This is a genomic window from Synechococcus sp. Cu2B8-bc1011 (genome assembly GCF_047302735.1).
Classification (GTDB): Bacteria; Cyanobacteriota; Cyanobacteriia; order PCC-6307; family Cyanobiaceae; genus Synechococcus_C.
In genome coordinates this window covers 1,484,761-1,497,662 of the sequence record NZ_CP138915.1, presented here as the reverse complement: position 1 = coordinate 1,497,662, position 12,902 = coordinate 1,484,761, and the positions used below count along the sequence as shown (strand labels likewise).

Below are 12,902 nucleotides of genomic sequence, written 5' to 3'. Positions count from 1 at the left end.
AGAGGTGCAGTAGCCATGACCGCAACGATCACGAACCCACTGAGGGTTGGGCTGCGCCAGGAACGGGTCATCGCTCCGCAGTGCCTGGTGATTTTTGGAGCGAGCGGCGACCTCACCCATCGCAAGCTGGTTCCAGCCCTCTTCGAGTTATTTCAACAACGACGACTCCCCAGCGAATTTGCGCTCCTGGGCTGCGCCAGAAGGCCTTGGAGCGACGACGAATTCCGCAGCAAAATGGCTGAGGCCATGGGAGAGAAAGTGCGCGACCATCCCGAGGCCTGGGAGCAATTTGCCGCCGGGATGTTTTATGAGCCGGTGGACCTTCAGAAACCGGAGGACGTCGTGAAGCTCGGGGGTCGTCTTCAAGAGATCGACCGCCTGAGAGCCACACGAAGCAACCGCACCTTTTACCTCTCGGTGTCACCGAAGTTTTATGCGAGCGGCTGTCGAGCCCTCGCTGATGCAGGCCTGCTAAAGGATCCCCAACGAAGTCGTGTTGTCATTGAAAAACCATTTGGACGGGACTACGGCAGCGCCCAATCCTTGAACAGAGTGGTTCAAGGCTGCGGCCAAGAGAACCAAATCTTTCGCATCGACCACTACCTCGGGAAGGAAACGGTCCAAAACATCATGGTGATGCGGTTCGCCAACGCGATTTTCGAGCCAATCTGGAATCGCAACTACATCTCCAGTGTTCAAATTACGGCCTCTGAAACCGTTGGGGTCGAGGAACGGGCCGGGTACTACGAAACCTCGGGTGCACTGCGAGACATGGTGCAAAACCACCTGACCCAAATGTTGGCGATTACCGCCATGGAAACCCCTGGACGCTTTGATCCGGAGGCCATTCGCAGTGAGAAAGCCAAGGTTCTTCAAGCTGCACGCCTGGCCGATGAACTTGAACCCTGGAACTGCTGCGTTCGCGGACAATACGGGCCTGGAGGCAGCGACGGTTCACCTCTCAGTGGCTACCGGCAAGAACCAGGCGTCGATCCACAGAGCACCACGGAAACGTACGTGTCAATGAAGCTGTTCATCGACAACTGGCGTTGGCAGGGAGTTCCTTTCTATGTGCGCACCGGCAAGCGCCTCGCCAAGCGTCTCAGCGAAGTGGTCTTGACCTTCCGAGAAGCACCCGTTCACCTCTTCGATGCTGCCGGTGGCAGTCCAACAGCCAATCAGCTCATCCTGCGCATTCAGCCCGATGAAGGCGCTGAATTCAAATTTGAAGTGAAGTCTCCAGGCTCCGGTATGCGCAGCCGGCCTGTCGAGATGGAATTCTCCTACGACGAATCCTTCGGCGAGCCATCAGATGAGGGTTATGTGCGCCTTTTGGCGGACGCCATGTTGGGTGATCCAACACTCTTCACCCGGAGTGATGAAGTCGAAGCAGCTTGGAGGCTTTACACCCCGCTGCTGGAACTGATCGAAGACAGTCCCTGGAAACTGCCCATCCATCCCTACGAGTCACGCACTTGGGGACCTGCCGCTGCCGATGCTCTGCTAGCGCGAGACGGCCTGCTCTGGCGTCGCCCCTAACTCAAGCCCCCAACAAGATTCCAAGCTCACCTCGATACCGCCTCTCCTCAGGTCGCAGCATGTCTCCTCAGCTCACGCTTCAAACTCCCCTCGAGCTACCGCCATCGGAAGTTCCTCACTATCTCGATCAGTTGTGGTCCCGCGATCAATCAAGCAACATTGGGGCCCACACCTTTTGTCTGTTGATCTGGCAGCCAGCCTGGGTGGAACAACAACTTGTCCGCACGGGAAGGATCGAGGGTCCCATCATGGGCATCCAACGCGACGAAGTGGAAGAGGCTGGGCGTCAAGCAGTTCTCGCGCTTGATCTCCCTCTCAGCACCCCGCCACTAGGGAGCTCGGTATCAAACAGTCTGGCCAAAGTTGATGGCAACAAAACCAGTGATGACCTTCGTGGTCAACATGTGGATGGGGCCTTAAGCGCACTGAGGCCTCGGCGTTTGATCACCTTCGCCCCCAGCCTGGATTCCAGCCGCCCCTTAGAAACCTTGGTGGCCGCCTACTGCCCCTTACCGGAAGAAGGGGGGGGCACCGTTGCTTGTGGAGATGTGGTGGTACTCCGCGGCGGAACAGAGGCCTTGCAGGAAGGACTCAACACGTTGCAACCCCTACTCCCGGACGACCTGCCCTCTTGGGTGTGGTGGAACGGGCCCCTTGATGAGTCACCTGAGTTATTTGAGCAGCTCTCTATCGCTCCTCGCAGACTCATTCTGGATTCTGCTCTTGGTGATCCCGTGTACAGCCTGAGCCTTCTCGCCAACAGGCTCGCAGGTGGCCAGGCCGTGAATGATCTCAATTGGCTACGGCTCGGCAGCTGGCATCAAACGCTGGCGATGGTGTTTGATCCACCGCATCGTCGCGATGCCCTAAGCCACGTCGTGCAACTCGACATCGATGTTGAAGGAGATCACCCGGTCCAAGGCCTCCTATTGGCCGCTTGGATTGCCGATCGACTGGGTTGGACCCTCAGGGAGTCCCATCGACATGATGCCAAAACCGGCGATGCGAGTATCAACGCGGTGTTCCAACGTCCTGACGGCACCGAGGTGCCGCTGCGCGTGTCTCCGGTGCCCATGGGACAGCCAAGTATTCATCCTGGGCAAATCGTGGGGCTTCGGATGATTTCCAAACCCGAGCACGGCGGGGCTATGTGTGTGATTCTCTGCGCGGAATCCGGAGGTTGCATGCGCCTTGAAGCCGGGGGCATGGCCAGCATGGAACTTGTGGAAGAAGTGGTGCCCTTGCTCCATACGCACGTGGAAGCCGACATGGCCCGTCTTCTTGAGGGTGGGCACGATTCCTCAAACCCGCTCTTGGCTGCAGCGGCCCCTCTGGCTGCCAAGCTTCTGAGTTGATTCCCAGCTGAGCAGCATGGCCTGTGTGATCGCTGCTCCATCGAGCAGCAGCGGCAAAACCCTGCTCAGCCTCAACCTGATCGCCTGGGCACAACAGAAGGGACTGAGCATTCAACCCTTCAAGGTGGGGCCTGATTACCTCGACCCCCAAGTCCTTGGGGCGACTGCCGGGCGCCCTTGCCGAAACCTTGATCTGCCCTTGTGCGGACCTGACTGGGTCAAGACCAGTTTTCATGGGTATGGAGGCCGCTGCGACTTGGCCCTCGTGGAGGGGGTCATGGGCCTATTCGATGGGATCGGCTCAACAGGAGAAGGAAGCAGCGCAGCCGTGGCCAAACATCTGAAGTTGCCCGTGGTGTTGGTGGTGGATGCCGGCGGCCAGGCGCGGTCGCTCGCCGCCCTCGTGAGCGGATTTCGTGATCTTGACCCCGACTTGCAGTTGGCTGGTGTGGTGCTCAATCGAGTGAGCACTGAGCGCCATCGCTTGCTTCTCGAGGATGTCTTATCAGCCATTGATGTGCCCTGCCTGGGCTGTCTTCCACGGGATTCAAGCCTTGAATTACCCAGTCGGCATTTGGGCTTGGCTCCAGCCCATGAACTTGATCAACTGAACGTTCGTCTGGGGAAATGGGCAGCGATCGCTGATCAACATCTCGAGATGGGGGTCTTTGAGCGGTTAATGGCAGCGCCAACAAAAGGGACAGAGCCCATCCAAACCGTGTTGGGGACCGCATTGGAACAGGACACCCAGAGACAACCACTGCCAGTGGCCGTTGCTCAAGACAACGCCTTTCATTTCCGATACCCCGAGATGCAAGATTGCCTCGAGGCATTAGGGATGCCGGTCATCCCTTGGCACCCCTTAGAGGATGAGCCATTGCCGCAAGCGGCCTATGGACTTGTCATCCCTGGAGGCTTCCCAGAACTTCATGCGGAACAACTCAGTCATTGCAAACAAAGCCTTTCAGGCCTCCGCGACTGGCTGCAACACAAACCGCTTTACGCCGAATGTGGCGGCATGTTGATGCTGGGGACCAGCTTGATGGACGGGGAGGGCCAAACTCATGCAATGGCGGGGGTCTTACCGTTTCACGCCCAGCGCGGGAGATTGCAGGTGGGGTATCGCCGCCTAACGGCAACCCGCAACAGCTTGCTGCTGAAGGCGGGTGATCAGTGGATGGGCCATGAATTTCACCGCTGGCAGCTCAGCGAGGAACCTGTGGGCAAATGGCAAACGCTGTGGCAGGTTGATGGCTGGCATGTTGATCGCAGAGAAGAAGGATGGGCACTTCCGACCGTTCACGCAAGCTGGGTGCATCTTCACTGGGCCAGCTCTTCGACGATCTCATGCCGATGGCGCGCCGCTCTCGAAACCGTGGCGACACAGATCGAGAAGAATTCATAAAAACCACTCGCCAGCGACAGCAGCCCTTGAAGGAGCGCTGGCGCTTCCTGGTCGAAGGCAGCGTGCAAGGAGTTGGATTCAGAAACAGTTGCCGGCGACGAGCCCTCGACCTAGGCCTTTGTGGTTGGGTTCGAAACCTCAAGGACGGTGTTGTGGAAATTCAGGCGGAAGGAGGCGAGATGGCCTTGAACGAGCTTCGTGTGTGGTGTGAACGTGGACCAAGCGCTGCAACCGTTAAGCGAGTCGTACTGTCCAAAATCCCCGTGACTGGCAATGACTGGTTTGACGTAAGGCCTTAAGAGAAAGAAAACAGCGACAATCTGCAGCTGAGACAATCAACAGCGAAAGCAAGCACCAGACAACCCAATTCACAGCGCACTGATCCACACCATGGGCAACGAACGTCGGCTCTGGTTGCTTCGTCACGGAGCCACTGAATGGGCCAAAAACGGACGGCACACAGGCAGCACCGATCTTCCTTTGCTGCCTGAAGGAGAAGAAGAGGCTCGGCAACTTGCGCCGGTACTCACATCCAATCCGTTTGCAGCCGTGTTTAGTTCACCCCTTGAACGGGCAAAACGCACGTGCGAGCTAGGCGGTCTTGGCCAACAACGACGCATCATGGAAACGTTGCGAGAGTGGGATTACGGCGATTACGAGGGGATTACAACCCCAGAGATCCGCAAGGGCATACCCAACTGGACCGTTTGGAGCCATGGCTGCCCCAATGGCGAAAATGCCGAGGCCGTACAGCAACGCTGCGAACAAAGCATTGCCATCGCCTTAGCGGAACCGAGCGAAGGGGATGTTGCACTGTTTGCCCATGGTCATGTGCTGCGCGCCTTAACAGGCACATGGTTAGGGCTCGGTGCCACAGGTGGACGTTTGTTCCAGCTCGGCACAGGAACCATCTGCATCTTGGGCTTCGAGCGAGGGCAGCGAGCAATCGCCCGCTGGAATGCCCCCACCAACGGCTTGTTTTAAGCCCTTGTCTAAGCGCAAGCCCTAATACGATCGCTCTGGAATGTTGTGTTTCCACTGAACGATGAGCGACACCACGCTCTGGGCTGAGCTGCTCGCCTATGGCACTGGCATCGGCCTATCCCCGATCCATATCGCCGTTCTATTGCTGCTGCTCCTAGGACCGCAGCCCTTGAAGCGAGGCGGCTGGTTCGTAGCGGGATGGGTGCTAACCACGATGGCGACATCAGCCTTACTCGTGACTGTGGGTCATTCATTGGTGCTGGATATGACGCAAGGCTCCCATCACCGCACCGGCTTGGATCTCCTCGCTGGCGGGGCCTTAATTGCCGTTGGCGGCAGGGAGCTACTGCGCTCGTTGACCGATGGAGACACACCACCGGCATGGACCGCAAGCGTTGATCGCTTTGTGAACATGCCCCTCCCACTGCTGTTGTTCTTGGGTGCTATCGCGGAAGTTGCCAGTCCTGATGATCTCGTGCTGTTCGCAAAATCAGCAGGGGTTGTCTTGGCGGCTCAACTTCCCACATGGCAAGAACTGATTGGTCTTTTGGCCTTCACAATCGGGGCAAGCCTGTTAATGCTTACCCCTTTGGTTGCCGTTGCGATAGGTCGCAACAAAGTTATACCTGTATTGGAGCGTGGAAAAGACCTTCTGTTTGCGCGAGGCGAGCTGGTTGTAGCCGCCGTCAGCATTGGGATCGGGAGCTATCTCGGTTGGCAAGGAATCAGCGGCCTCACCATGACCTAAACGTAAGGGAACGAGCTAAGGGATGTGGGGCAACATAGGAGCAAAGCATTGAGTATCAGAAACCAGATGAAAACAATGCTTTTCAGGATGTCCCAATTCAATCTTCAAACGCGACTCAACGTGATCAATCAAGAGCAACAAATGCTTGAAATTGATTATTCAGGATTTTAAATAATGCATCCACATCGAATAGACAGAGAAGTGAACACTCCTCACAGGTGAATCGATGCTGTCAATCGACGGAGTCAAAGACCCTGTTGCTGACGAATAACCCAAGCTGATGCCGCCTGCTGCTGCTTCCACGCCACCAGAAGATGCTTCGCAATCGATTGAAGCTCTTCAACATCCTTAGAACTATCAATTTCTCTTGAGTACTTTTCGATTTCGAACATTTGTCCGATGGTCAAAGCAATTGGATCCATTGGTCTTTTTGCTCTCGGCAAGCCGAAGGTAGCCCGTAAGGCATGGCAACGCAAATCAAGCAGGTAGTGATTGCAACCGATTTGACGATTACATGCTCAACTCACTACATTCCTCTCATTACAGATCATTTCCGAACTGCCCTTATCCCTTGGATTGCAACCACTAATCAGCCTAAAAAGCATTGTCACGCCTGACTTCAATGCACTTCTCCTGGAAACAACACCAAGAACTTTCCAGAAAAGTGTCTAATACTGCAGACACCGATCAAGGCGTTGCTCTCGCTCTGATGGGAGTGGGTTTAACGATGTTGGCCAAGGATCTCTTAACGGCAGAGCTGCTCGATCATGCCAATTCACATACACCAACGAAGAACTAACCGGTTGTTTGCCAAAGCTTGAACGTCTTCAACAGATCCTCTGATTTTTCCAAAGCCAAGCCTGCAAGTAGGCAGCACTGAAAACAAATACGGGAAGAGGCCTTAATTGGTGACTTCAGTCACTAGAAAAGTCAGACCTCTCAACTTTCAAAACCAGGCTACCTTTATGTCCCCAGACAGCTTTTGGATCGACTCTCTACTAAAGAGGGTGTTGATGGATACAAACAGTGGCAAAAGGAAACCATAAGGTCGCAGCATCGCTCAGCGACTTGAATCTATGATTCCTCCACATACCTCAGCAAACGAAGCAACCCCCAATGGACAACTGATGCATTTAGCCTTAGAAGTCATGAGCAAAACGGTTGAATCAAGCCAAAATGACGATCAAAACAGAGATCTAATATCAGACCTCAAAAACATTACCCTACCTCCAGTATGCGCCCTATAGATCAAATGACCACAAACTCTTCGATCACCATCAAGCACCAAAAGCAAAAATAGATTCACAAGCAAGGCAACGAACTAGGCGCCTAGAAAAAACATAGATGACCTTTTATTCCAACACTTGATCGCCAAACGTGGAAGTTTTAATCCAGAATCATCTCATTAATGCTCCATCAAACTCCCCCTTAGGCCAAGAGAGCACACCAGTATCACATGAGTTAACGCAAGATTTTTAAGCACTCATTTCAATACACTCAAAACATTTTGCGCACCAAACAAACCACTAGAAACAGATTCAAACGAATCATGCGGACCTAAACCCGATTGAAACCAATATCCAGACACACTTACTTAATCCACTGATCGACAGCCAACATCAATGAAGGGGAACAACCACACCTCGTTGTACATGCTCGAATATCAACCCCGGCAAATCAACCTAGGCATTATTACTCCTTAGAAGAATTATGTAGTTAATGATGCCGAGGCCGCAAATCCCCGTTATTAAATTATTGACATACAGCAGGAGTAGCAATGAGCTTTACAGTTCCAGCCATCTCAATTGGTATCGTCACATACACATTATTTCACCTCTGCTTTTCACATCTTACGCAATAATTGCCCCCAAAACGAGTTCATTCAAAGAAGAAAACCGCTCTCGCTCCACAGCTTGGGTGGTTTTCACTGCCCACAGAAAGACAACGCCAGGCAACTATCAAGGAAATACAAAACGCTTGGGCATGCATTCTCAGCCCTTAGCACATCTCAAGTGAGCAAATAGACTTAGGAACTATGCATATCGCAATCATTCACTTGCCAACAAATAAAAATCATCGTAATTGATTCCCACTCGGGAGTAAAAAATGAGAGCATTCAAAAATGAACACACCTGCAAATCAATCAGCGAACGATGGGACGCCATTGATGCCTATCTTGAGTGCGTTACTAGTTGTGGGCTCAAGGATGGAGCCTGCGTAACAACGTGCATCACAAAGCATCTTGAACCTGGGACTATTTTAGAGGACAGAGAGAGACAGACATTCAATATACCCAAGCATTAATACTTATCCCAAACCCCTCCTTGACAACTTGAATTGTTTTCTACACAACAACTCCAACCATTCCAGCGATTAAGTCAATCACAACAAAGGCCCAAGCCCAATCAATAGTGACCTCAATAACCCATTCTTACCCATAACTCAATCAAGACACAAACATCAATCCCAATCCATTCATTACACACAATCCTTGCCGTGAATCACGAAGACCGAAAGCTCGCCAAAGAATAATCTCTATCGTGACTGAGAGATCACCTCAAGAGCGAGCACCTTCTTTGACTTAACACTTGCGAATAGATTTTCAGATGAGAGCCTTGAATCAGTTAAGACTGTGGAAGGAATCCAGTCCTGACAACCCTTTTGATCGATCAATTTATTGAAATCAGCCAACACTTTAAGCCCGGGGCAATACAGAGGTGACCAAGAGACGTGACAATGCTTCAGATCAGACTTCTTCTGGCATCTTGAACTTTCACGAGCTATAAACATGCATCAGCTCAGGCACAAGATGGCAGATGAACAAGCCCTTGATGCATCCCTCCCAATTACAAATGATGTTGTAGCCACTCACTCGCTTTGCGATTCCTCATTTTTGTTGTTCGACAGATGAGAACCAACATTTCATTGTTGTTCTTCATTCTTCAGCGCCCGCGTCCAGCGTTCCACCGCTTTGACTGATGATGACCTTCCTGCCATCCAGACCGCCTCTTGGGCCCGACTGACAGCGACATAAGCCAACTGCCGTCGCAGAACAAGGTCCTGCGGCCAGAACACGTCATCAGCAACAAACACCTCTCCAAAACTGCTGCCTTGACTGCGATGAACCGTGAGCACGGCGGCAGGACCCAACGAGGCAAAAGCATCACGGATCAAAAAATACCGGCGCCAAAGCGGCCTCCCGCCTCTCTTTCCCGCATCCCTGGCCTGGGTGCGTAGACCCTGAAGGACCCGATCAAGGCGCTGCCGTGCAGCACTCCCGGAAGGCGGCTGCAAGCGCAAACTGAGTTCTAACTCTCCACTACGGACCTTCGCCGTCACGGTATCGATGACAGGGGCCTCGAATCCAGCGAATGCCATCTGCGTCTCCCCCGCAAACCCAAATTCAGCGAGGTCACAACGTTCCGTGGTGACGTCCTCCACCACCACTTCCCGATTCGAGCCCAGCACCAGATCGGGTTCTTCCCCTGTTTCTGCCCCATCGCGTGAGGCAGGAGCCATCACCGCCGTACGGCTGATCAGGACTTCGCCTGGAAGAACGTCCATCTGGTCGGCCATCTCACCATGAATGGCTCGTCGTGCATGGGGCACCAGTGCATCCAGGGTGCGATTGGTGTAGCAAAGAATGCGTGCTGCATCAGGGTTGTCACAGGCCGCAGCACGACGCAGGCCATCTTGAGCCTGGATCAGCCAAGCCGAGCGATTGAGCACACCCACCTGACCCAATTTGCTGCGCAACGGAGGCATTAATGGCGGCAGCTCACAGGGCAAGCGTCCATCGCGTAAGCAGCTCGCCAGCTGCAACACAGGACCTTGATGACGAACCACTTGCTTGAGCGACGCAGCGATCGCGCGGTCCATGGAGAACACAGGGCTATCCGCTTCTCCCACGGGGGGAAGCTGGGCCGGATCGCCAACAAACACAAGCCTGGTTTTGAACGGATGAGCGCACTGCAGGGCGACCGACAACAGCGAGCTATCAACCATGGAGGATTCATCGACCAGGACCAGGCCGAGATGTTCCAACGAGGCCGCCGTTTGTTCAGTGGATTCGCAAACCTCCCGATCCCCTTGGCGACGCAACTTGAGCCTCAACAGTCGATGGATGGTGGAGGGATACCAAGTGGGGTGAAGCCCCTCTAAATCAAGGGCGTGGCGCAACACACCAACGGCTTTATGGGTGGGAGCGACAACGGTCCAACACAGCCCTGTGGCTTCCACTTGGCGCAGCAAACGCATGGAGAGGAAAGTTTTGCCACTACCGGCATAACCGCTCAGCACAAACGGAATGCCTGGGTCTTCGCTTGAAAGCCACCGCTCGAACAAGGCAGCTGCCGTCTGCTGATCGTCGGTGAGGATGGCCTCAGAGGGCTTCTGCCTGCTCACCCGCTAAACAAACCAAACGTTTGGGCCAAATGCAGCGGCGAGCCCACAAAAAAGAGTCCTGGGAGTGCGATCAAAGGTCCCAGCAGACTGCCCACTAAGACCTCCGTGCGGGTGTGACCAAGCCGTTCTTTCAGTGGCTTCTCCGGGGGGTTGGGCCAGAGCGAATCAGGAAGTTCGTTGAGGCGAGCCGCCGTGAATCCTGCCGCCCGGCGCACCCCACTGGCGTCGTACATCACCACAAAAGCAACCGTGGCAGCCAGCGCAAACGCAGGCTGATCAAAACCCATCTGCCAGCCCACTCCAGCGGCGCTACCAGTCACTAATGCCGAGTGACTCGAGGGCATCCCTCCGGTCTCAAACAGCACCGCCGGCCTCCAGCGCTGATGTAGCAGCAATTCCAGGAACAGCTTGGATAACTGTGCCAAGCCGCAGGCCGCCAATCCCCAGGCGAGCACAGCATTATCGAAAATCTGAGCAGGCATAGGCAGGGTCGAGATCACTGTTGAAAACACGGGTGAACCAACGCTTGAAGCCATCGTTGCAATCGCCATGGTCAACAATCCCGACTTGCCACGTAATCGGCGAGAGCCAACAAGGGCGCCGCCTTATCACGCCAAGGTTCAAGCGCGGCCTTGGACTCCCGCACCAACTGCAACGCTTTCTCCCGCGAAGCATCAAGTCCCAAAAGCTTGGGATAGGTCGTTTTATCGGCTAGCAGATCCTTCCCGGCCGTTTTACCGAGCACTTCGCTGCTGGCGGTGACGTCGAGGATGTCGTCAATGATCTGGAAGGCCAACCCAATGCCATTGGCATAGGTGCGCATCGCCTGCAATTGCTCGTCATTCGCTCCTCCGATCAGAGCTCCTGTCACCACACAGGCACGCAGCAAAGCCGCAGTCTTGTGGAGGTGGATGTACTCAAGGGTCTCGAGATCAACGGCTTGGCCCTCGGACTCAAGATCAACAACCTGACCTCCGACCAAGCCGGGAGCACCCGAGACAAGAGCTAACTCCCCAACAACCCGCAGCAAGCGATCTGCAGGAACGTTGGCACTGCGCACAGCCACCATTTCAAAAGCGCGGCTGAGCATGGCATCACCGGCAAGGATGGCCATCGCATCGCCATACACCTTGTGGTTGGTGGGACGCCCCCTGCGCAGGTCATCGTTGTCCATGGCCGGCAAGTCGTCGTGAATCAACGACATGGTGTGGATCATTTCCAGAGCCACCGCCGTTGGCATGGCCAGTTCGGACGATCCCCCGACTAATTCACAAGCAGCCAGGCACAAAATCGGGCGCAACCGCTTCCCCCCTGCCAGCAGGGAGTAGCGCATCGCATCACGCAAGGATTCAGGACGCTCAGGTCCCATCGAGGCATCCAGGGCGATCTCCACGCGATCGCGGGAGAGCTTTAGGTAAGCCGCAAAGTCAAACGTAGAGGGGCGCTCACCGGAGGAGGGCACGCTTTCGGGGCTAGTGGCCGCAGCGGACATGGTGAGCGCAGTGCTGATGCAAGTCTCTCAGGCCGAGGGGTTCAAACCACCAAATCAGACAATTCCATTGCAACCTGATGGCGTCGACACCAGGCCACCACAGTGTTGACCAGCAACATCGTGACCGTCATGGGGCCAACCCCTCCAGGGACAGGAGAGAGAGCAGCGGCGACGGGCTCCAACTCATCAGCACGCACATCTCCGCAAAGCCCGCCTTCAGGGCGGCGATGAATGCCGACATCCACCACAACACAACCAGGCGTGATGTGATCTGCACCGATCATTTCAGGCCGACCTGCAGCCACCACAAGAATCTCAGCCTGACGGGTGATCGATTCCAGATGTGGCGTGCGCGAATGGGCCACCGTGACCGTGGCATTCGCCGCCTGAAGCATGAGGGCCATCGGCTGACCCACCAAGATGCTGCGGCCCACCACGACGGCCCGCTTGCCCGCGGGATCGATGCCCTGATCTTGGAGCATCACCATCACGCCTGCGGGTGTGCAACTTCGTGGCCCCTGTTCACCCTTCAACAGGCGCCCGAGATTCAGGGTATGCAATCCATCAGCATCTTTGTTCGGGTCGATTTCAGCCAGCAACGGGGTCTCATCCAAGCCCTCCGGCAGCGGCAGCTGGAGCAGAATTCCATCCACCCGCTCATCAGCATTGAGTTCGCGAATGGCTTTTAACACCTCCTGCTGCGAGGCATGAGCCGGGAGATGGGAACCGAAGCTCTCCACCCCGATGCGAGCACAGGCCTTCTCCTTGTTGCGCACGTAGACCGCACTGGCGGGATCGTCACCAATTCGGAGCACAGCCAGGCCTGGTGAACGCCCTGCTGATGCAATTCCTTTTTGAATCTGCTGCTGCAACCGCACTTCAAGCTGCGCGGCGAGCTGCTTGCCATCCAGCCTGAGAGCCATCGAGGTCTGTTGACACTCACCCCAGCATGCTTCCTCAGTGGGGCTAGCGTCT

The 12,902-nt window shown here is 55.0% G+C and carries 12 protein-coding genes; 7 read left to right on the top strand and 5 right to left on the bottom strand.

The window, feature by feature from the left end; all coding sequences use genetic code 11:
- Positions 1–15: 15 nt before the first annotated feature.
- The 6 genes from zwf to SIC18_RS07850 all read left to right on the top strand — a co-directional run bounded on the left by zwf (position 16) and on the right by SIC18_RS07850 (position 6,031).
- Complete coding sequence (zwf, locus tag SIC18_RS07875; RefSeq protein ID WP_048346235.1) at positions 16–1,539, top strand: glucose-6-phosphate dehydrogenase; 1,524 nt, start codon at positions 16–18, stop codon at positions 1,537–1,539.
- A gap of 59 nt (positions 1,540–1,598) precedes the next feature.
- Positions 1,599–2,894: a glucose-6-phosphate dehydrogenase assembly protein OpcA gene (locus tag SIC18_RS07870; protein ID WP_413429237.1), complete on the top strand. Its 1,296-nt coding sequence runs from the start codon at positions 1,599–1,601 to the stop codon at positions 2,892–2,894.
- A gap of 16 nt (positions 2,895–2,910) precedes the next feature.
- Complete coding sequence (locus tag SIC18_RS07865; RefSeq protein ID WP_048346233.1) at positions 2,911–4,299, top strand: cobyrinate a,c-diamide synthase; 1,389 nt, start codon at positions 2,911–2,913, stop codon at positions 4,297–4,299.
- Positions 4,248–4,598, top strand: coding sequence for an acylphosphatase (locus SIC18_RS07860; protein WP_048346232.1), 351 nt, complete (start codon positions 4,248–4,250; stop codon positions 4,596–4,598). Before SIC18_RS07865 ends, SIC18_RS07860 begins: the two co-directional genes overlap by 52 nt.
- Positions 4,599–4,689: 91 nt before the next feature.
- Positions 4,690–5,283: a histidine phosphatase family protein gene (locus SIC18_RS07855; protein WP_413429235.1), complete on the top strand. Its 594-nt coding sequence runs from the start codon at positions 4,690–4,692 to the stop codon at positions 5,281–5,283.
- Positions 5,284–5,344: 61 nt separating this feature from the next.
- Entirely contained in the window at positions 5,345–6,031 is a 687-nt protein-coding gene (locus SIC18_RS07850; RefSeq protein ID WP_250395630.1) for a GAP family protein, read from the top strand.
- Between the two features lie 245 nt (positions 6,032–6,276).
- Here SIC18_RS07850 and SIC18_RS07845 read toward each other — a convergent pair whose 3' ends face one another.
- Entirely contained in the window at positions 6,277–6,453 is a 177-nt protein-coding gene (locus tag SIC18_RS07845) for a hypothetical protein (protein WP_245407279.1), read from the bottom strand.
- A gap of 200 nt (positions 6,454–6,653) precedes the next feature.
- Here SIC18_RS07845 and SIC18_RS07840 point away from each other — a divergent pair, with 200 nt between their 5' ends.
- Positions 6,654–6,830 (top strand): hypothetical protein, encoded by a 177-nt coding sequence (locus tag SIC18_RS07840; protein WP_245407278.1) that lies wholly within the window; start codon positions 6,654–6,656, stop codon positions 6,828–6,830.
- Between the two features lie 2,123 nt (positions 6,831–8,953).
- Here the strand turns inward: SIC18_RS07840 and SIC18_RS07835 are convergent.
- The 4 genes from SIC18_RS07835 to folD form a co-directional block, all read right to left on the bottom strand.
- Entirely contained in the window at positions 8,954–10,435 is a 1,482-nt protein-coding gene (locus SIC18_RS07835) for an AAA family ATPase (protein WP_413429234.1), read from the bottom strand.
- Positions 10,432–10,917: a divergent PAP2 family protein gene (locus tag SIC18_RS07830; RefSeq protein ID WP_048348083.1), complete on the bottom strand. Its 486-nt coding sequence runs from the start codon at positions 10,915–10,917 to the stop codon at positions 10,432–10,434. The genes SIC18_RS07835 and SIC18_RS07830 overlap by 4 nt, the downstream gene beginning before the upstream one ends.
- Before the next feature lie 71 nt (positions 10,918–10,988).
- A complete protein-coding gene (gene crtE / locus SIC18_RS07825; RefSeq protein WP_048346228.1) occupies positions 10,989–11,927 on the bottom strand; it encodes a geranylgeranyl diphosphate synthase CrtE in 939 nt (312 codons plus the stop codon).
- A 41-nt stretch (positions 11,928–11,968) separates the two neighbouring features.
- A complete protein-coding gene (folD, locus tag SIC18_RS07820; RefSeq protein ID WP_048346227.1) occupies positions 11,969–12,850 on the bottom strand; it encodes a bifunctional methylenetetrahydrofolate dehydrogenase/methenyltetrahydrofolate cyclohydrolase FolD in 882 nt (293 codons plus the stop codon).
- Positions 12,851–12,902: the final 52 nt, after the last annotated feature.